This window comes from Bifidobacterium indicum (assembly GCF_036987015.1).
Taxonomy (GTDB): Bacteria; Actinomycetota; Actinomycetes; order Actinomycetales; family Bifidobacteriaceae; genus Bombiscardovia; species Bombiscardovia indica.
Map to the genome: position 1 here is coordinate 16,275 of NZ_BTXM01000003.1, position 21,817 is coordinate 38,091.

Here is a 21,817-nt window from a genome sequence, read left to right on the forward strand (position 1 = left end):
CGACCGACCCTCATGGACTGATCGGGAGCACACTGACAATCAGGGACCATGCTATGGACTCGCGGCTAACTTGTCTCCACTGGCGTGTTTTCCTGTTCAAGGAAAGTAATTCGCAAGAAAACCAGCGCGCCAACACCCACGACTTCGGATCCGCCACGGCTTTGCGGCAACGGGGACTTGACCGGCGCTACCTGGCAGCCTCCTTGTGGTGGACCTGGAAGGCCAATTCGGCCAGGTGGACGCCGTGCGTCAGGAACTCCTGGGTCCGGCAGACATAGTCGTTCTCGCGTCCGAGCCTGGCGATGTAACCGTTGATGTAGTCCACCTCGGTCCGGCGCCCGCGCGACATGTCCTGGTACATGGAAGGGTAATGGAGAGGGTTGCTCACACGGCTGACATAGTCCACCTCGTCCAGGGTGGCCTGCCGGGTCTGTATCAGCTGCTTGCCGGCACGCTCACAGGCGTCATAGGCCTCGTCAACCAGCTGCCTGGCCATGTCCATGGCACCGGGATAGGAGATGAACTGGCCCATGGTGATCTGGTACATGGTGCAGATCGTGTTGACCACGGAGTTGAAGATGATCTTGGCCAGACAGGTCCCCTCGAAGTTCTCGGTGAGCATGGGGTTCAGGTTGGCGGCCTTGAAGTCAGCAGCCATCCGCCGCTCCAAATCGGTGATCTTCTCGGTCATGGCGCAGACATGCATGGAGCCGGCACCGGGTTTGCCGATGAAGTCCACATCGCCGGGGCCATTCAGGACCGTACCGATCATGGCAGTTCCCCCGTAGATTCTCTCCTTGGGAAAGTACTTGAGGATCCTGTCGAAATGACCCCAGCCATTCATGGCCGAGAAGACGACCTGGTGATCCCGGAAAAGGTGGGCGCATCTATCCAGCACCTCCCCCAACTGCATCTGCTTGAGCATGATGATCCAGACATCGGGTTCACCCCGATAATCCTCGGGCGTGCTGATATCGATAGGAACCAGGTGTCGGTTGTCGTGATCCCTCGATACGTAGACACCCCCCTGATCATGAACCTTGTCGACGTTGGGCATCCATGTGTCGACAAAATCCACCTGCTGTCCAGCCTGTTCCTGGAGGAGCACGCCAAGCCTGTATCCCATGGCTCCGGCACCTATCACCGCATATTTCATCCTGTACACCAAACCTTTCCGGCTGGCCGCTGATTGTGTTAAATCCCGAAACCCGATCCGCGGTCATTACGGCACCTACTATCGGTGGACGTACAGGAAAGTATGCAGAGGTCCAACCACCTGATGCATATCGGGACCATATAGTGGACGAGGTCGGAACTCCTGGGTATGGAAACGCCGGTAGGGGGGGGGGGATCAGTGACCGCCAACCTCCGGGATGACGGCCACAAGGACGAGGCTCCGTCCGCTCATCTTCACGGTGCCACCAACACCTGTCGCTGGACGGATGCGTAACAGGTCCTCAGGTCATCGTAGCGAGCGGAAGAAGGACTGCAGTTGTTCCGTACAGGCTCGCTCCTCAACGCCGCCGAAGACCTCTGGCCTCGCACCGACATGGGGATCCCGAAGGAGATCCCAGACCGAGCCGCAGGCACCCACCTTCTGATCCCAGGAGCCGAATACCACACGACCGATATGACAGGCGAGCACGGCACCGGCGCACATGGGACACGGCTCGAGCGTCACAACGAGAGTGCACCCTTGCAGATTCCATGATCGTTCCCCGTGCGAACCGAACCGCTCAGCCGCACAGGAGCGTCCACCCGTCCTCTCATGGTCGGCCGGACCGGACCACGACTCCGACAAGAGACTTACCCCTGCTGCGACGGATGCCGCCTGGCTCATCGCCTCCAGCTCTGCGTGGGCGAACGGATGTCCAAGCATCTGTCGCTGGTTGAATCCCTCCCCGACCACACGGTCATCGGGTCCGATCACCACCGCCCCGACGGGCACATCACCATGCTTCCCGGCTATCCGAGCCAACTCCAGTGCTCTATCCATAGGGGCATTCCAGCGGCTATTCACAGCTTTAGTCTGACAGCGCAGGACGACATGAGTCGTACTGGGACCCGGCCACAACAACTTCCTCAGGAGGGCGTGCTTCAATGCAGGACGGGTCCCCGAAGGGACCCGTGCAGGACATCACACCATTGGTGGAATCTCCGTTCGCAGAACCATCGCTCAGCGCCGACGGGACACGAGAGCCAAGGTTGTTCCCGTAAGAACCAACATGGCGGCCACAGCCAGGAACGCCACGACGGCACCCGCACCGGTCGAGGAGAGATGCCCGCCCCGACCCGCGGGGGGCACTCCATGCTGATCCCCGGAATCCGACGAATGCGGCCCGGCGGTAAACCTATTGACGAACGTCGGAGGATTTGCGCCCATGCCGTCATAATCGACCTGGGGGGTCAACATACCGGTTGATGAATCAAGGGACACAGTCACGGTCACATCATGAACCCTACCGTCGTAGGAAATTCCCTCGGCCTTCGTATTGCGTTCGGCGATCTCGTACCGCCGCGTGCCCGCCGAACCGAACTCCAGCGACTTGAACGAGACCGAACCATCCGCCCCGTTCGACACCGTATCCACAACGGAACCGCTGGCCTTGTCCGTCAACGTGAACGAGAACTCCCCCGCACGCAGGTCACGACCATGCAGGACCTTCCTCGCACCCAACGAGACCCGCGCCTTGTCGGGCGTGAACGTATTCGTGAAGACCGGAGCCGCATGATCGGCCGTCCCATACACCACACGGGACGACAACCCCCCGGACGCACGATCGGCGGAGACCTCCACAACCGCCTCGACCCTGGCCGAATCATACGCCACATGACCATCCGAACCGGCCACCTCGGCGATCTCGTACCGCCGCGTGCCCGCCGAACCGAACTCCAGCGACTTGAACGAGACCGAACCATCCGCCCCGTTCGACACCGTATCCACAACGGAACCGCTGGCCTTGTCCGTCAACGTGAACGAGAACTCCCCCGCACGCAGGTCACGACCATGCAGGACCTTCCTCGCACCCAACGAGACCGACACGGGATCAGGCGTGAACACATTACGGAAGACAACATGGTTGTCACCGTTGATTTCACCTCCGTTATCGGATATCAGCCGGATGCCTACGTTCCTGACCAGAGCGGTGAAATTGTCATCAACACTCACCTCAACCGTATATGTGTGCGTATCATAGGTCATCTTGTCGGCACTGCCCGCATGTTCAGCGAGCTGATACCGGTAGGTTGTGATGCCCGGCTTCATGGGGAAAGCCGAAGCAGAAGACGCCAACCTCTGCTCTTTGCTGCCAGCCGTCAGAGTGATCCTGGCGGGGAAGGCCGAAGCCGGGGCACCATTCAAGGGGGTTACATCAACCACGAAGGAATCCGAACCACGCCAATCGCGGCCCTGAAGTTCCTTACCCACGGTAAATCCCGCACCCGAATCGGCTATGCGCAAATCTCCCGTGAGACCGTGGTCCTCGTTTGCATCCTCATACACGACCGTCCTCATCTGGCTCGCCAGGGGAAAGTCCGCAAGCGCGATATCCGCTGCGGACAACGAACCATCAGGACCATCAAGGACGGCATCGGAATCAGAATTCTTCGAGGCATCAATACCGGGGGCCTGCTTGCGGGTCACCCGGAGTTTTTCCCATGTTGTACCGTCCGCGGGAGTGAACCGGAGGTGGAACCCGCTGCCGGAAGGCACATTGGTAAAGGAATACCGACCATCGGCATCGGTGGTGGTACGCATATGCCGACCGCTCATATCCTTGAGGACGGTACCGGTTGAGTCGACCATATCAACATGGACATTTGCGAGGAGCCGGTCTTCGTCCGTCCTGCTTCCATCACCATTGAGATCAAACCAAGCCACGCCGCTAACCCGGCGATTCACTACCTGGGAGAAAGCAATCACGGTGTTGTGACCGTCGTGCCAGGATACGCAGTAGACATCTCCGGCCTGGTTCCCCTGTGGACTGATCGTGAAGCGGAAGTCGAACCTTCCGCCGACAGGAAGGGTCGATCCTGTGAACGCCCAAGCAGTCGGTGTCCCCAGATTGGCTGGAATCGCGACTTCACCGCCGGGGCCGACCGGCAATTCGATCATTCCGGGCAGTGAGGCTATGTCATCGCGCTTCAGCCTGGTGGTGTCCATGCCGCGAATGGCGGTGTCGGTGGTCACATAAATCTTGCTGCCGGAGAGATCGGTGCTGCCGGAAGGGACGACGGTCAGCTTGCTCAACCTGTAGGATCCGTGGAAGTTCGACTCGGAGTCAGCACCGTTATAGGGCATGATTCCCAAGGCGAAGTTCTCGATTCTCACGTCCTGCATCGGATTGCTGATCATCGAATTAAAGCCCAGGTCCGTCTCGACATCATTGATCACCGGATCGGCGCGCACCGCCAGGGCGGCCGAATGCGAGCGGTAGACCGAAATCGACAGGTTCGCCTTCATGCCGTTATTTGCGGTAGCCGAGTTCTTGTTGTTCTCGCTGAAGATTCTGACCTGGTTGTTCAGAGAGGCGCCGGATACCACATCCTTCGACGCATCGAATGAATCACCAATGGATGTCGAGTAATATAACGGTACATCGGGGCCGTCAAGGAACACCTGGTCCGAGTGGATTCTCCACCGCAGCTTGGTGGTCCCGTCACTGTTGACCGTGACCGTCGGCTCTATGGTCTCTCCGCCTGTCACATGACCCTGACGGGGCGTGCGCTCCTGGTAGGTCCCGCCGAGTATGCTTGAGCCCGCCAGATAGTTCAACCCTTTGGGGAGGGTGTCGTCCACGACGATAGACACCTTGCGATGCTGCGGACCGGAGTTGCCCTTGCCCTCGAACTGGGAATGCACACTGAGACCCAGTTGCCAATCAGCCGTACGCTGCTCGGAATCCAGGTCATACACCGATTTGGGTTTACCCGATGCCGAATGCTGCACGATGGATTTGCCGACCTTGGGGAATTCTCCCACGATGTACAGGGAATCACCATAATACTTGCCTGGAGTCGGGTCGCTGACCATATACCCGTCCTTGTCATACGTCGCAGTCCGGTAACCGGCCGTATTGGCATTGGGGTTGTTATGGTAGACGGGATTATTGGTCTTCCAGAGCCCATCGAGCTGCTGCTCGCTGAGGCCGTTCGCCCAGGATTCCCATTCGGCATCGGTGGATCTGTCCGGATCCAGGCCGGATACCGCAGCCAGCTGCTGACGATTGTACGCATGGATGGTCGAAGTCATCTGCGCTACACCGTTCATGCGCGCATCGCTCTTTATCCTGGCCGGAATAACCCCGAAGACATATAGGGATTGATGTCCGGCCTTGTTGGATGGGGCTGCCGTATGGCTTCGCAAAAGGATGGCGACAACGGTCTTTCCGGCGTTCTCAGCATCCGCCTTGCTCGGGTAATAGACAAGGTCATCAATATCGGCGGATTTCTGTTCCTGCTTGGAAGCCCACTTGGTGCCGTCCTTCTTGGCGGCATACAGAACCGTGATTTTGGGACCTTGTCCCTCCACGGAATTCGTAGCCCAATCGGTCCAGTACCCGTCGCCTTTCCAAGGCATGGCTATATCGTCACCGGAGTTGGGCAGATCGATGTAGTCCGGGTCTATCTTCACGAGACTCATCCCCAGGGCCGGCAGGCTTTTCCTGCTATTGACACTGAACGCTATGGATGCCGATAGACCGGTGCGGGAACCCCGTGCCCCCATATCGGTGCCATGGTCGTCATCTTCACCCATCCAACCCGCGCAGTCCATGCCATTCTGGTATTCGGCCAGATTGCTCGCACAGTTATAGGCGATTCTGTTCTTCAGATCTCCTCGGGGCCCCAAGTCAACCGAGGTATGCCTCTCATCATCATTGTTTTCACCATCGGCCTTGGTGACCGCCTGATTGGATGTGTCATCCTTGTCGCGGGGGTTGGCCAGCCTGTCCCCGGTAACCGACGTAGCCTGCAGACCACCGTCGCTGAGGGTGCTCTCCAAGGAAATCTCCTGATTGTAGATTTCGTTGACGCTTCGTCCATGGCTGTCCGTGGTGGGATTGAAGAGGTAGAGGTAGTTGGTGGAGATTTCGCCAACCTCGAGCTGCGAGCACCCGGCCGACATGAAGGCTGCGGAGCAACCGCTGTAGTCGTCGGAATGTGACAGTGCCAGGAAGGGGAAGGCATCGGAGACCTGATAATCCTTTAAGGTCACTGAAATGACAGTACCCTGCGATGAGCGGCTCTCACTGAGTAGATAGGTACCGTTGTTGTAGACGCGATCCTTACCGAGAACGCCTTCTTCGGACATGGCATAGTCCGCGTTTTCTCTGGAGGGGAACCAATCCTGTTTCCCGGGCGAACGGCTTTCATGGGCCGTCTTGGCTTTCCAGGCCACAGGGCCGTAATCCCACAGATACGGCTGCAAATCAGCATTGGGTTGCTGCTGATGGCCATCGTTGATCGTGTTGTATACATTCTTGGCCGTGAAGGAGAAGGTGATGGGGCCGGAAGGCGCTTCAAGACCACGCAGTCCCTTGGTTCGGTCCTTCCAGCGCAAATCAACGGCCCAATTGAAACGGGTCATAACGCCCTGGCGTTTGCCCAGACCATAGTTCGGGGCATTCTCGGCACCGGATTCGTCAAAGTTGAATACGGAATCGAGCGAGTTTTGCATTGACCCCTGAGTGACACGCACATTCAGGCTCAGCTTTGCGGAGACACGAACCTCCGGAACCGTGCGGGCAATGACACGGTTTCGCGTGGTGGCGTCAAAGGCCACCCATGATATGGCCTTGGGTGCAATCCGGGTATTGTTCGGAGCGGCCTTCACCTTGACGGCCAAAGAGATCGAACCAGTGCCAGGGACCACGGTCTGGCTCATTGAGGTCGCCGTCATGAGACGGTATGCCGTCAACACTTGGGTTTCCACACCATTGACCGTGTCGGTAGACAGGGTTGGTTGATATCCCGGGGTCTGGTCCATCCACCCCATGGCATCCGTGTTGAAGGTTGCGATATTCGCCGCGTAGGGCAGCTCGAATCTGAAACCGATTCGTGCTTGTCGGTAATAGTCGGTTCTGGAATCGGGCGTAACCGTGAAATCGTAGCCATAGGTAACCGAATCGAATGACCGGACTATGTCGTTGTCCGGGCCGGAATCGTTGCCGCGGTCATCATTATCGTCAAAGGGGGCCGTGCCTGTTTTTCGGCTGGTCAATTCCAGGGCCGAGACCGCTGCCACATCCTGGTCCAGCATATCGTGCTCGGTCTGCCCGGGAACACCGATATCGGACCCGGTAGTCTTGGTGGTGTGCTCACCTTTGGATGTGGAGATGTTCGGTTGCGCGGGCGTTGCGGCATCGCTCTTATCCGACTTCGGTGTCGGAGCTGGTGTGGTTGGGGAGACGTTCGGTTTATCGGAGGATTCTATATGGCTCTGGGGGGGGGGGGTGAAGTTGGCTGCTCAGATGCACCCGTCTTCATAGCGGAGCCAGGTGTGCCCGACGGAACCGTACCCGTTTCGGAGGTTTCCGCGGTAGCGGTCGTCAAAGGGGTCAGCATCGCCATACTCAATACCACAGCGGCAATCGGCCGCCATCCACCAAATCGCATATGAGAACAACCCCCGTTCGGCTCTCTCACAGAACATGAGCCCATTGAAACAACACAAGAAATCGACAACACAGGACGGAAGATCCTCAAACACCGCGGAACTCCCAAACCGTCCAGCAATCCGCTATCACGTTCGGCACCGGACAATCGTTCAGCATACACAACCCCTCCGGTTACTACAACATGTTCGGGTGTCATCGGCGGGACAGCGGTCGGAATCCCCCTGCGCACAAGTCCGGCAAACCCCTCTAGACAGAATGTTTCTCGTCGTCACCGTCCTTCCCCGAGAATTCACTGTGGGCTTATTCCGTCTAATGGACGGACCGGCACCATGGTGGACCTACCCCCGTCCCAACGCCATTGCACAGGTAGAGTTGAACGGGAAAGGTCGGTATGACGAAACGGATTGACAGACCCGTGCTTGCGGATGTGGACCCTGTGCGAGGGGACGGCGCCGGCCATGCGTCCGGACGCAAATGCACCGGTATCGTCTTGCTCCTTGTAGGGGCCGTTGCCGGGTTGCTGTCCGGTCTCTTCGGTATCGGCGGCGGCGCAGTCATCGTTCCGGCACTGGTCTGGATCGGGCTGAGCCAACGCCATGCATCGGCCACATCCCTGGCATCGATGATTCCGACCTCGATCGCGGGAATGCTGACCTACGCCCTACAGGGCAATGTCGATTGGCTGTCCGCACTGCTCATGGCCGTCGGTGCAGTGGCAGGTGCACAACTCGGCACCAGGTTGCTGAAGATCCTACCCGAGATCGTGCTTCGGTGGACCTATGCAGGGTTCATGATCTGCATCGTTATCCAACAACTGACCTTCACCCCTCAACGGCACAGCACCATCCACATATCCGTGGGTTCGGCCTTTGCCATCATCATCCTGGGCATATGGATGGGGACCCTGTCGGGAATGCTCGGCGTGGGGGGAGGCGCCATCGCCACGCCAGGCCTTTCGATGCTCGGTGCCAGTGATTTGATCGCCCGGGGCACCTCGCTGCTGACCATCCTCCCCAGCACCCTTTCCGGAACGATCACAAACCTCAGAAACCACATGCTCCACTTACGTAATGGGTTGTTTCTGGGACTCGTCGCCGCAGCAACCGCTCCGATGGGGACCTGGCTGGCAGGGTTGCTCAGCCCACGATCCAACTCCAACCTGATGGCTCTCTATCTGTGCCTTATCGTGGTCAGATCAGTCTACTCCGCCCTGACCATCACTCCGATCTTTCAACGACACACCAGGCACAAGCGCACGAACCGCAGCCATGATGGAACGACGGGTCTCTGATGGCGTCCTGCCTACGGCCGACGGTCCCATCTCCCATCGGCCCCGGTCCCGGAAGCATGGGACCGGGGAGTTCATCGGACACCAGGCAATCCCAGGAGGGAGGGGGCTTCCCAGCGTCAGTCGTTCGGGCGTAGCATATCAGCGATGCTTCGCCTAACCCTGCGGAGCCGATCCGGGGCATGGCCACCGACACCGATTCCGTACCTGGCAAAAACCTGCCTGACCAGTTTGTCTCCCTCGCTGAAGACCAGGGCCGTAAGCCCGATCACCAGGCAGGAGAGCCACTGCGAACCGGATAGGGGTGCCATTCCCAACACCCCGGCCACGGCCGGCAGATACATGGCCCCCGCGTGAATTCCCAGCGCTGCGAACGATGCAACCAGAAGGAATTTGTTGTCAAGCGGATTCAGCTGGATGATCAGACGATTCTCCGACCGGGCAGACATGGCGATGAAGAAATTGAACAGGACGAGGAGAGTCAGGACCATGGTCCTTGCCAGAGTGAGATCCATACCCCTGTCCAGGCTGAAACGGAACATCACCAGCATGCATGTGGCCATCCACAAACCGCATACCGCCGTCCTGATCCACAGCGTCCCCGAAAGGAGACCCTCATTGGCTGGACGCGGCGGCGCCGACAGTTCATCTCCGGAGCCGGGCTCGAAGCCGAGTGCAATGTCCTGGACGCCGTTGGTCACGAAGTTGATCCATAGCATCTGCAGGGGGAGGAAGAGGAGAGGTTCCTCGGCAATCACGTTGACACCGACTGCGATCATGGCGGCGGCGGCCGTGGAAAGGAGGAAGTAGGCCGATCCGCGTATGGCCTTGAACGTGGCCCTACCTTGCCGTACGGCCTGGGTGATGGTGACGAAATTGTCATCGGTCAGGACCACGTCGCTGGCCTCCCTGGCGACATCGGTTCCGGATTCACCCATGGCGATACCTACCGAGGCGGCCTTGAGGGCCGGGGCATCGTTCACGCCATCACCGGTCACGGCCACCACATGGCCCTCATCCTGAAGGACTTCGACAATACGGAGCTTGTCCTGAGGCGAGACCCTGGCGGCAATCGAGGTTTCGCGAAGTCTGGCCCGCAGGACCTCATCACTCATCTCCAACATCTCACTGCCGGTCAGCGTGTGCTCGGTCTGTTCCAGACCCAGGCGCTGCCCAATGGCTGCCGCTGTTACCGGATGGTCGCCGGTGATCATGACCACCCTGATACCGGCCTTGGCGCAGTCGGCTATGGCCTCGCGAACCCCGGAACGTGGCGGATCCAGCATTCCTTCCAATCCAAGGAAGGTCATATCATGTGCCTGCTTGTGGTCACCGAGCTCGTCGTCCGGACCGATGGTTCGACTCGCCACGCCGATCACGCGCAGTCCCTGGGAGCCCATTGCCCGGTAGGAGGCATGTATCGCGTCGGCATCCAGATCGACCTGCCTCCCATCCGATCCGACCATGGTCGTGCTCATGGCCATGACTGCATCGGGGGCACCCTTGACATACTGGGTCAGGGTTCCATCCGAATCTCGCCGGATGGTCATGGAGTGGAGGAGCTCGGGCTCGTAGGGGGTTTGGGCGACGATCCGGGCATCCAGGTCCTCACGGGTTACGGCCCCGGTCTGATCCGCCACACGTGCCATGGCCATATCGACCGCGTCCCCACTGTAATGGATCACACCATCCTCGTCGGTCTGACGATGCGCCTCATTGGTCAAGGCGCCGCCACGCATAAGGGCCATGAAAGCCTCGGAGCGAATGCCGTCGGCACCCGAGGTGATCCGGTCAACCTGGACCGGGTCTCCCCCGCCCAGCGTGCACTGCTCAACGGTCATGCGATTCTGGGTCAAGGTGCCGGTCTTGTCGGAGCCAATCACGGTGATGGACCCCAAGGTCTCGACGGCCGGCAGGGAGCGCACGATGGCGTTGTAGTCGGCCATCCGGGAAACACCCAGGGCCATGGCCACGGTCAGGACGATTGGCAGGGCCTCGGGCATGGAGGCCACGACCAGGGAGACGGCGGAGAGGAAGGCCTCCGTGGCATTCCCGTTGATGATTGCACCACCGATGAACACGAAGATGGCCACGAGGATAACCGCCACGGCTATGCCGACCTCGGTGCGATGGATGATTCGCTGAAGGGGCGTGCGGCCCTTGGCCACGTGAACCAGGTCGTTGATCTCCCCCAGCTCGGTGTCCGAGCCGGTGGCGACGACGAGTCCTCTGCCACGGCCGCTGGTGACCATGGTGCCCGAGAAGGCTATGCAGCTGCGGTCACCCAGGGAGGCATCCTTATGAACGGCTTCCGTCCCCTTCTTGGCGTCATCGCTCTCACCGGTCAGCATGGCCTCGTCGATGCGGAGGTGAAGGGTCTCGATAAGCCTCAGATCGGCGGGGACCCGGTCTCCGCTCTCCAAAACCACCAGGTCACCGGGTACCAGGTCCGCCGAGTCGATGTCTTGCAGGCTTCCGCCACGCATGACCCGGGTGGTCGGCGTGGCCAGGGATGTCAGAGCCTCTACGGCCTTGTCGGCCTTCGACTCCTGATAATATCCGATGATGGCATTGAGGATGAGAACGATGAAGATCGCCGCAGCATCGACATAGTGCCTGAGAAAGATCGTAACGATGCCGCAGACAATCAGCACGGCGATCAGAGGACTGGTGAACTGCTCCAGGAGGAGACGCCATTTGGGCTTGGTCTCCGCCTCGGCCAGAGTGTTCCGTCCGAAGATTCCGAGTCGTCGCCGACTCTCCTGCTCGTTCAGACCCTGATCCGTCGCCTTGAGTGCAGCCATGGCCTCGCCGGTATCGAGGCTGTGCCAAATCGTATCCCCCAATTGGGGATTCCCTGTATATTCCGAATTCATGTTCTGTGTTTCGTTGATTGGCTGGTTGGTCGAATCTGCCATATCGGCCAAGCCTTTCCGTGTGGATCGGTCGTATTGTCCGTAATGCGCGGGGCGCCTGGTGGATGCCTCGGGAAGGGACCCGGGTTGTCCATCGTCATTCAGCTGACGTGCAAGGTCATGCGACCCTGCGCCCTGAGGACATATCTGTTGTCAATCGGTTCGGTTACTGCCGACCCGTCATATCGGGTTGTGGCGAAGGTGGAAATCTACGCGCTTGTTGCGAAAGACGCCATACGCCCTCTCAGGATCCGGCGCCCAACCGACTGAGAATCAGTATACCGACGCAGAGGTTCGCACAGACCTGGGGCGGTGAAGGCAGCCCACATCTTCACACATTTACGCCCAACGCGAGCTTTGGATGACCTGATCGGGCCAGGACGACAGGAAGCCGGGAGGGCAAGTTGTGGTTTTGGCGTTGAAATACGGAATTCCCCTCTGTGGATAATCGCATTCCGTATACTGAAATAGTTGAGGTACAGGAACAAGCTCCTCCTCCCCAGGGTTCGAATCCTATGCAGGTTTCAATCCTGACCCACGATGATTGTGGAAGGCCGACGGGCACCATGGGCGCGGACGGAGCTGCAGACGGAGAGGCAGCCGGTGGAAGTATTCGTCCTGATTCTGTGTGTGGTTGCCGCCGTTCTCATGTCCTCCTTCGTTTCGCGGTTCATCCCCAAGGTCTCGACGCCACTGGTCCAGATAGCATTGGGCGCGATCATGGCCTGTCTCCCCATCTTCCCCAAGATGCAGCTCGACCCGGAACTGTTCATGGTCCTTTTCATCGCTCCCCTGCTCTATTACGAGGCCCACACCATAAACAAAGCGGAACTCCTCAAGGACATCCGCTCATCCATTTCCCTCGCCATCGGTCTGGCTGCCCTGACCATGGTCATGGTGGGCGTCACCCTCCATGCGGCCTGGCCCATGTTTCCCCTGGCGGCGGCCGTGGCGCTCGGTGCCGCCCTGGGGCCAACCGATGCGGTGGCGGTCTCCTCACTGGGCAAGAGTGCCGACCTTACGGCCAGTCAACGATCCGTCCTGGCAGGCGAATCCCTCTTCAACGACGCCACGGGCGTTATCGGCTTCCAGTTCGCCATTCTGGCCACGGTCACCGGGTCCTTCTCCATGACCACTGCCCTTCTTGAATTCATAGTGGAATTTGTGGGTGGCATCGGATTCGGCATCATCATGGGCTTTTTGGTTAATTGGGTCTTCGAATCCGCCCGCCGTCTGGGTTGGGAAACCACGACCACCAGGATTCTCCTGGAACTCTTCCTGCCCTTCCTGATCTATCTGGTGGGGCAGAATGTCCTGCATGTCTCAGGGGTTCTGGCAGTCGTAGCCACCGGCCTTCTGGCCCGGTTCGACCACACGGGCGTAGGGCCCAACACGTCCAAGGCCAATATCGTTTCCACCAGTGTCTGGAAGGTCTTCTCCTTCAGCCTGAACGGGGCCGTCTTCATCATCCTGGGAATGCTTCTGCCGACGGCTCTGGGCACCAGCTGGCGTGACCGGAGGGTCAGCAACTGGATGCTGGTGGCCACCATCGTCGTGGTGTCGCTGACGGTCATCCTCCTACGCTTTCTCTGGGTCGCGGCCGTCCTGTTCTTCACCAGGGACGCAGAGACCGGGAAGCGACGCCCCATGACCGCACGGCGCTGGCGATCCGCCGCCATCATGACTTTCGGCGGCCCCAAGGGGACCATCACGCTCTCCCTGGCCCTGACCATCCCCTACACGGTTTCCAGCGGGGCCTCCTTCCCCATGCGCAATGAGCTGATCTTCGTGGCAGCGGGGGTCATCATCGTCACCCTGGTTCTGGCCAACTTCGCCCTGCCCCTCCTGGCCCCCTCCCATCAGATCGAGGTACCCGCCCAACAGGTGGAGAAGTCCATCGACATCCTGCGTGGAACCATTCGCGAACTTTCCACCAGGATCAATGACGAGAACCGACTGGCCATCCAGCATGTCATCAAGCAATACAACCACCGGATCGCCAAACTCAAATCGGAGATCGGTCAATACTCCCCCAAGGAATTCGAGAACCTGCAGATTCAGACCATGGAATGGGAGCAGGACTATATGGAGGAGCGGCTGAGCCGGATCGAGGATGCCGAAGACCTGATCGAGGCTCGACTGGACCATAAGCCGGATACCTCCAAGAGGGATTCGGGTGATAGCAGATCCTTGAAAAACAAGTCCGACAGGGATATCAACGCCATAGACCCGACCAGGTACGAAACCACCCCCAAGGTCGCTTCCGAAAGCATGCCCGATTCGGATGGAACGTTCACCGGACCTGGAGGTGTCGAAAGGAACGACGGGGAGTCAACCGCCTCCGTGCGCCCGTCCCCGGTACCAACGGGGCAGTTGCCGGCAGGGACCGCTGCCGACCGCGATGCCGATGCAGACATGATCCGCAGCAGGCGGTCGGCCGAGCCGACCAACCACGAAATGGATGACGGGAGCCCGGGACCTGATGAAATCAAGGCCGACCAGGACCGCCTGCTGGAACTGCGCTGCCAGGAACAGGCGGCCAGGAAGATCCTGTCCAACATCTCATCCTCCCTCTTCCACCTCGACAGGGGCGGTGAGATCCGCTGGCGGGCCTACACGTCACACAGGAGGGCACGAGGTCTCATCCGCAGCTTTGTGCACCGCCTGCGCCATAAGACCCTCAAGCTCAGCGACAACAAGGTATTCCTGGTAGGCCGCCATCTTCAGGCGGAAATGAACCACTTCCTCATAGAAAAGCTCTATGCCGAATTGGGTAAGGGGCGGTTCAAGACCGAGGACCTCCTCACGACCATCATCAATCATCAGATGATCGAATCCTCGGCCGAAGGCAGAACCGATTACTCCGGTATGCCGGCGGTCAGGGACAACGTCGAGGAGGCCAAGCGGGAAGGATATGCGATCGAGCTGGGCCAGATTCAGGACATGTATGAAGCGGGCGAGATCTCGCGCTCCCTGGCCAGGGAGATGCGTCGCAACGTCTATGTCATGCAGGTTGATACCGACTCGGCCCTCTGATCGCCGCCATACAGGCATACGACCATGCATAGGCGACCGTGCTCTTGGACGACGCTACATGAGACCGGAGCTGACATCGATGTCGGCCAGCCACTGACGCAGGTCGCCAAGCTCACGAATGTCGACACTGTGGTCCAAGTGATCGTACTCATACGTCCTCAGCCAGACATGTTCATCCAACCAGGCGGCCAGAGCCCTGAACTCGTATTTGGGAACGGTCGTGTCATCGGAGCCGAACCCGAAGAAGACCGGTTTTTCCATGGCTGCCAGGCGGTCATCGGCAGGGGCCGTGCCCTTCACCAGGCCAGGTGCCAGGAATCCTGAGAGACAGATCGCAGCCCGATACCGTTCCGGATTCACCCTCAGCAGATGAACGGCCAGCATCCCGCCCTGGGAGAAACCCATGACCACGATCTGCCTCTCGGCGGGAACATGCTCCCCCACCCAGTCGTCGATGGCCCTTGCCGCAGCGTATCCATCCCGGTCCAGATCCTCCTGCTCAGGCCGCATGTCATGGAACCAGGTGTATCCGGGACCGAACATTCCCTTCTCACTGCCCGGCACCACCATGGGGGCCCGCAGGGAGATCGAGTCATTATAGGGAGCCACGTAGCGCATCAGATCGGCCACGTCCTCCTCGTTGGAACCCCACCCGTGCATGAGCAGGAAAAGGGGACGACCCACGTTGGCGGCCGCATGACGGCGAGAGTAGAGGGCATGCTCCACCGTGAGCGGATCGCCGAACCGTCCGGGGACGGCCGTGGACTCCCTGCCGATCAGGCCCATCCGACCATCCTCGCCCCTGCCTGCGTCATCGATTCGTTCAACATTACCCATACCACTCACGATACCGTCCGCTGATTGCGAGTGCACGACAGATACGAGCAAAACCGCGGATATCCTCCGAATGTGACCAAACCGATGCCGGTCACAGCTCCGGAAAGCACCGGATCATAAGGCATCAGGAATCATTCGACACCGGATGATGGCGCAACCAACATCCATGGTTCGTTCCTTCAGACAGGTGCAACCATCGGGATGACATGTACTACCTGCGGGGTTCAAGGCGGTACCGGCCCTATCCGTTCCCCCTGAATGCCGACATATCCCCAAGTGCAGGATTCAGGGGATGAGGGGCATGTGACCGCCGGATTGTCGAGATCCCCAGGTCAGACCGAGGACCGAGACCCCGTGTCTCCTGATTCGTTTGACCTCACTTGTTCGATTGCAGGGAATCCATATGACCACCCCAGTCCGACCGGAGCCTGGCCATCTGGTCCGTATTGCCGATGACCACCCAGCGTTTGCCGGAAAGCAGCCGAATGTCAGATTCAGAAAGAACCTCACCGCCACCATACCTTTCGACCAGATTCACAGCCTGGGAACGGATGGGGCCCCTGGCCAGGGAAGCGGCGGAATCATTGCTGAAAACCATGTACCCGATCTTGTTGCTGGCACAGAATCTGAAATCGGAGACCCCGGCGAATCCGTCCGCCCCCGCCTCCTGCCAGCCTGAGGAACAGACACCCACGGCCCTGTCTATACCCTTGGACATGGCCTGTGCGGAACCAATCGGCGCGGCATCGACATCCTTGGCCTTGATCAGACCCTGAGGGTGCCCGTCGGCTATAACCAGGCCGGCAACCGTGCAGAGGACCCCGCAGAGGAGGAGGACTATTCCACCCGAACCCACGGAACGGCGCCCACCGTCGGAAGAGTCCGTCTGCCGGGCGATGATGACCAACACAACCGTTAGAAGCGCGAACCCCAGTGAGGCTCCAGCCCAGGCGGAAACGGCCACCTGGCCAATGACTCCCAACCGGGTCGGGGCGATGGCATGGGCAAGAAGGGCCAGCCCGGACAGAACAGAGACGACACCGGTTACCAAGGCGAACCTGGCCCAGACATTGGCATGCTGGAACTGAATCGGCCGTTCATCAGTGTCAGGCCTGGGAGGATAGGCGGCAGGCAGACCCTCGTCGTGTTCGCCGTCCATCAAACGCTGATCAAGCTGGTTGAATCCATCAGCCATACGACTCACCACGCTTCCACCCAGGCTTCATCGACCACCTCATTACTGCACAGTCTATGGGTGGCGCACATGGGGGGTCCTCATGGCGGACAATGATTCACCATCCTGACAATTCCGTTCACAGAGCAAGCATTGGCTCATCCTTTGGTGGACCGGGGATCCTTCTTGCCGATGGTCCTCTTGTCGCGCACCTGGTTGGCTGCCTTCTTGTGTACATTGACCTCGCCGCCACCGGAATTGTCTGCATAGACCTTGGCCTGCTTGGCGGCCTCGGCCTGGGTGGCAAAGGTCTTCGAGGCGCGTGATGCCCCGGCCCTCTTGACGCTCCAAACGCCACGGTCCTTTTCGAATTGCACGTGATAATCAGCCATGATGACCTTCCTTCCAGTACCTCGATGTACTTACTCATCATCCACTGCCGACCGAGACTCGTAGCGCTCCGACACACCTCCCACACCTGCCATGGACCCCCCTGCCGGGTTATCTCGATTCCCTACGCATCCTTTGCCGGACCACAGTGGGGCTACGGCCGAGGCGGGAATAGGATAACCGGAGATCACGGCCGGATCCTGCCTCTGGTATTTCCGTTGGGCGAAGCCGGAACCACTCCCGCGAAAAGCATAAGGAGGCAACAGTTCATCGTTCGGTCCCCGATCCGTACGGGAGCCATACAACTTCCCACGAAAAAGAACCACAAGAACGATGCCGACAATAAAAGCCACCGCGGAAACGGGAGCAAGGTCGGGGTATGCGGCACCTGCACCCTCCTTCCCCATCAAACTCATGTTCGACAATACAGGTTTCGCCATGAGGCTCCCGGAGATCGAGATGCCGATGGCGCCGGTCGTGTTCATGATCGGATCATCCAAACCGACACCACGACCGATCCTGTCGGTTCTGAATCAGGAGCAACAGCCCATGATGACAGCAGCCACAGGGCCCCAGACAATCAGTAATGACACCTTGGCTGAATTGATGGAGTACACATCACGCCCGATTGTTCTAAGTATGGGGGGGGGGGGGGGAAGGACCGGTTCGGCGTGAAATCGATGACGAAGACAGGAAGGCACCCCAGGAGCCAGGGGACATTGTGGAAGAATCCAGAAGTAATGAACGGCTCCGACACCTTGTGGATGTACACGCCCAGCGCCGCGCAAACCGCTCCAGTACTGATGCCCGAGCGTTCCTGATGGAGCGGGCGACGGGAATCGGACCCGCCTCTGAAGCTTGGGAAGCTTCCATTCTACCAATGAACTACGCCCGCGATATGCTGTCATGATACTTCAGATGAACAGCACACAGATTGTTATGATAGCAGTTCCTGAGGATGTACGCGAGTTCATGGGGAAGACGGCAGGACAAGGCCTGTGATCAGACCCCGGTATCCGGGTAGAGCTGGTCGGAGACCACTGTGGCGCAAGCGCCCAGGAGGGCTGCGTCATCGCCCAGGGCCGAGCGGTCGACCACCACCGGCCGGCGAAAGTCTGAGGCCACGGTTTGGTTGAGGGTCTCCTCCATGGCCGAGAGGAAAACCCTGTTGACAACACGTGAATCGCCCAGGACGGCAACACGGGGGATGTCCAGAAGACCGATGGGCATGGAGAGGACGCGGCCAAGAACGCCACCGGCCTCGGTCAGGATGGATGTCAGATCGTCAGGCTGACGGTCAATCAGAGCCGTCAGCTTAGGAACCGAGAGCACGGATTCCAGGCAACCACGCTTGCCGCACCTACAGACAGGCCCGTCGGCGTTCACGACCACATGACCGATCTCTCCGGCAGCATGGTTGCATCCTGTTACCAGCTTACCCGCCACCAGTAGTCCCACGCCAACCCCGTCGCCCAGGTGGACCAGGAGGATGTCCGACTGCCCGGACCCGAACTGCTGCTCGGCCAGAACCTCATTGTTGGCATCGTTGTTGACCGACACCCTGAGATCGGTCTGCCTGACCAGATACCCGGCAAGGTCGGTCTGCAGCCACCCAAGGTTGGTGGCGTCATCGACCACACCGTTGCTGCTGACGATGCCGGGGCTGGAAACCCCGATGCCTATGATCGGCCGGGTTGCCCGGCCAATCAGGGATTTGGCCAGCTCCCCGACCAGGCTCAGGGGCACCTTTTTGCCGGCGTTCAGGGGAATCTCCTCACGGGCGGTCACCTGGCCCAGGAGGTTGAGCACGGCCCCGCGGAAGACATATGGGGTGGAGAGGTCCAGGGCGATGACATTGCGGCCCTCTGGGTCGATCCGCAACAACATGCCGCGTTTGCCCGGACCCGAGGAATGACTGAATCCCGCCTCCATCAGCAGGTTCTCACACAGCAGTTCGGCGACGATATCGGAAACGGCCACCCTGGTCAACCCGGACGCACGGGCCAGATCGGCACGGGTCAGGCTTACATCCGGGTACAGCAACCTTAGAAGGACGGCCCTGTTATGACGCCTCACCGATTCCGGCAAGGCTTTGGAGAGGGCTGGATTATTGCTGGTCATGGCCGCCTACACGTTCGATGTTCGGGATGGGGATTCCGATGGATGGGAGGTGCCCGCAACTCGGTGCAGCGGACTACCTATGCCCTATCATGCATTCTAACCGCAGTCGGACCTTTGAAGTGGCGCAGCCGGGAGGGGAATTCGGCATGGTGCTTCGTTTGGAGGAGAGCGGATGCTCCGAATGAAGATGGAGGTAACTTGTCAAATACAGAATCCAGGGAAACCGAAAAGGCTGACCATCCTCTCAGAACGTGCGGAAAATCAATGTTCAGATGTCCTGACTCATATATGTTTAGTATCTTTACTAAATATGTGATATTCTAGCACCTGTGAGACTACGGGATTCACCTCCCGTTACGCGCAAAGGAGTGCCAGCCATGGTCCTGGAAGAGAAAGACGACCGGTCAGGCGGATCCACGATCATGCTTCCAAGCGAAGCCATCAACTGTCCGAATCAGGACCGGGGCAGGATCGAGAAACTCGGTCTGGGCATCGATATCGGCGGAACGAAAATCGAGGGTGTCGCCTTGGATCAGGCGGGGCATATCCTGGCCACCTACCGTATCCCCTCGCGACGGGGAAACCAGGCCATCCATGATGATACGGTCCAGGTGGTCCGGGAGCTGACCGGCCAGGTCTTCCGCAGGGGCACAGAAGTGCCGCGGAATCGAATCACGATAGGGCTGGGCATTCCCGGACGCATCGATTCCCGCGCCGGAACAGTCGATAATGCCGTCAACCTGGGAATCGACCACATGGACCTGGCACGAAGCGTTGAGGACACCCTGGAATTATCGGTGAGAGTGGAGAACGATGTCAACATCGCGGCACTGGGAGCGGCATCCCTGGCCGAAACCAACCCGACAGGCCGCTCCCCTTCGAGGACCGAAGCCGAGGCAGACGATCATTCGGTTCATGGAGACATCGCCGAGGGTCGGAGCCTCCCGCCCGAGGATGACCAGGTAACGGTCTTCATCAACCTGGGCACGGGTCTGGCAGCGGGAATCATACGGAACGGGACCATCGAGCACGGAGCCAACGGGGTTATCGGCGAAATCGGACATATTCCGGTTGACCCTCACGAGTTTCGATGCAAGTGCGGCCAGTCCGGATGCCTGGAGACCGTAGCGTCGGGTTCGGCTGTCCAGGCGCTCTGGCCCGGCATCAGACACCCCCTCCCCGACATGATCGACAAGGCGAGGCGGGGCGACCGGACCGCCGCCGAACGACTGCGCATAATCGGCAACGGCATCGCCCAGGCCATTCAGATCGTTGCCCTGACCATCGACCCGAACGTCATCATCCTTGGGGGTGGTCTAACCAAAACCGGCCAACCCCTCCTCGACCTGGTCAGAGAGCAGCTGGAAGCAAGAGCGCGGAAAAGCCACTTCATCGCCTCCCTGGACCTGCCGGAACGGGTTCGACTCTCGTCGACCGACAAACCCATCGCCGCCATCGGTGCCGCGCTCGCCGGAAGCAGGGCGGCTGGCCCCGGGATTCACCTAAGCGGAGAGTAATCAAACAGTCGGCCCCACGCTCGGGCTGGCAGGAAAGGAAACAGGCCATGACTGAAATCATCATCGTAAAGACCGAAGAAGAGGCTGGACAGATCTATGCCAGGCGGACCGCCGACCTGATCCGAAGGAATCCTGACACAGTGCTGGGCCTGGCCACCGGGTCCAGCCCCCTGGCCGCATACCGGGCTCTTACAGACCTGATCAAGAAGGATGGGATCGACGTTTCCCGGGTACGTGGCTTCGCCCTGGATGAGTATGCCGGACTGGACCCCGACCATCCCCAGTCCTACCGTTCCACCATCAACCGTACCGTGGTCGAGCCACTGGGTCTGGACCCGGCCAGGATACATGTGCCCAACGGCGATCTGGACACCATCAAGGATGCCGGTCGCCAATACGACCAGTCCATCGAGGATGCGGGCGGTGTGGATCTGCAGATTCTGGGCATCGGGACCGATGGGCACATCGGATTCAACGAGCCCGGGTCCTCTCTGGCTTCCGGTACGAGAATCAAGACCCTGACCGAGCAGACCAGGATCGACAACGCCCGCTTCTTCAACAACGACATCGACCAGGTGCCGACCCACTGCATCACCCAGGGCATCGGAACCATCCTCAAGGCCCGGCAACTGGTTCTGTTGGCCTTCGGAGAAGGAAAGGCCGAGGCCGTAGCCGAGAGCGTCGAAGGCGGAATCTCCTCCTTCTGCCCTGCTTCAGCCCTCCAGATGCACCCCCATGCCACTGTAATCGTGGACGAGGCCGCCGCCTCTCGCCTACGCAACCGCGATTATTACAAGTGGGCCTACGCCAACAAGCCGTCCTGGCAGTCCATCTGATTGGACGGGAAATCGAACCGGTCAGCCCTTACAGGGTCGGAACGAACCGAACCGCCGTTCCATCGATCCCTTTTCGTCCGGCCCACT

General features: G+C 59.6%; 12 protein-coding genes and 1 tRNA gene. 4 read left to right on the forward strand and 9 right to left on the reverse strand.

Features of this window, described 5'->3' with window-relative positions; all coding sequences use genetic code 11:
- Positions 1-187: 187 nt before the first annotated feature.
- From AACP59_RS07585 to AACP59_RS07595, 3 genes are all read right to left on the reverse strand, one after another.
- Complete coding sequence (locus AACP59_RS07585) at positions 188-1,165, reverse strand: ketopantoate reductase family protein (RefSeq protein ID WP_339350803.1); 978 nt, start codon at positions 1,163-1,165, stop codon at positions 188-190.
- A gap of 297 nt (positions 1,166-1,462) precedes the next feature.
- Positions 1,463-1,996: a nucleoside deaminase gene (locus AACP59_RS07590; RefSeq protein WP_339350801.1), complete on the reverse strand. Its 534-nt coding sequence runs from the start codon at positions 1,994-1,996 to the stop codon at positions 1,463-1,465.
- 180 nt (positions 1,997-2,176) lie between these two features.
- Positions 2,177-7,258 carry a Spy0128 family protein gene (locus AACP59_RS07595; RefSeq protein ID WP_339350800.1) on the reverse strand — a complete coding sequence of 1,694 codons (5,082 nt, stop codon included), beginning with the start codon at positions 7,256-7,258 and terminating at the stop codon, positions 2,177-2,179.
- A 749-nt stretch (positions 7,259-8,007) separates the two neighbouring features.
- Here AACP59_RS07595 and AACP59_RS07600 point away from each other — a divergent pair.
- Positions 8,008-8,907, forward strand: coding sequence for a sulfite exporter TauE/SafE family protein (locus tag AACP59_RS07600; protein WP_339350798.1), 900 nt, complete (start codon positions 8,008-8,010; stop codon positions 8,905-8,907).
- A gap of 116 nt (positions 8,908-9,023) precedes the next feature.
- On the opposite strand, the gene AACP59_RS07605 is transcribed toward AACP59_RS07600, so the two are convergent.
- Positions 9,024-11,822: a cation-translocating P-type ATPase gene (locus AACP59_RS07605; protein WP_297316536.1), complete on the reverse strand. Its 2,799-nt coding sequence runs from the start codon at positions 11,820-11,822 to the stop codon at positions 9,024-9,026.
- A gap of 600 nt (positions 11,823-12,422) precedes the next feature.
- Between AACP59_RS07605 and AACP59_RS07610 the strand changes: the two genes are divergently transcribed.
- Positions 12,423-14,855, forward strand: a complete 2,433-nt coding sequence (locus tag AACP59_RS07610; protein ID WP_339350795.1) for a cation:proton antiporter — start codon at positions 12,423-12,425, stop codon at positions 14,853-14,855.
- A gap of 54 nt (positions 14,856-14,909) precedes the next feature.
- On the opposite strand, the gene AACP59_RS07615 is transcribed toward AACP59_RS07610, so the two are convergent.
- From AACP59_RS07615 to AACP59_RS07635, 5 genes are all read right to left on the reverse strand, one after another.
- Complete coding sequence (locus tag AACP59_RS07615) at positions 14,910-15,692, reverse strand: alpha/beta hydrolase (RefSeq protein ID WP_370465998.1); 783 nt, start codon at positions 15,690-15,692, stop codon at positions 14,910-14,912.
- A gap of 376 nt (positions 15,693-16,068) precedes the next feature.
- The gene (locus AACP59_RS07620) at positions 16,069-16,887 is read right to left on the reverse strand and encodes a hypothetical protein (RefSeq protein ID WP_297316534.1); all 819 of its coding nucleotides are present in this window, start codon (positions 16,885-16,887) and stop codon (positions 16,069-16,071) included.
- A 137-nt stretch (positions 16,888-17,024) separates the two neighbouring features.
- Entirely contained in the window at positions 17,025-17,258 is a 234-nt protein-coding gene (locus AACP59_RS07625) for a DUF2188 domain-containing protein (RefSeq protein WP_297316533.1), read from the reverse strand.
- An 819-nt stretch (positions 17,259-18,077) separates the two neighbouring features.
- Positions 18,078-18,151, reverse strand: a tRNA-Gly gene (locus AACP59_RS07630).
- A 107-nt stretch (positions 18,152-18,258) separates the two neighbouring features.
- Complete coding sequence (locus AACP59_RS07635; protein WP_339350793.1) at positions 18,259-19,377, reverse strand: ROK family transcriptional regulator; 1,119 nt, start codon at positions 19,375-19,377, stop codon at positions 18,259-18,261.
- Positions 19,378-19,754: 377 nt separating this feature from the next.
- On the opposite strand from AACP59_RS07635, the gene AACP59_RS07640 reads away from it, so the two are divergent.
- A complete protein-coding gene (locus AACP59_RS07640) occupies positions 19,755-20,894 on the forward strand; it encodes an ROK family protein (protein WP_339350791.1) in 1,140 nt (379 codons plus the stop codon).
- Between the two features lie 47 nt (positions 20,895-20,941).
- Entirely contained in the window at positions 20,942-21,730 is a 789-nt protein-coding gene (gene nagB / locus AACP59_RS07645) for a glucosamine-6-phosphate deaminase (protein ID WP_339350789.1), read from the forward strand.
- The last annotated feature ends 87 nt before the right edge of the window (positions 21,731-21,817 follow it).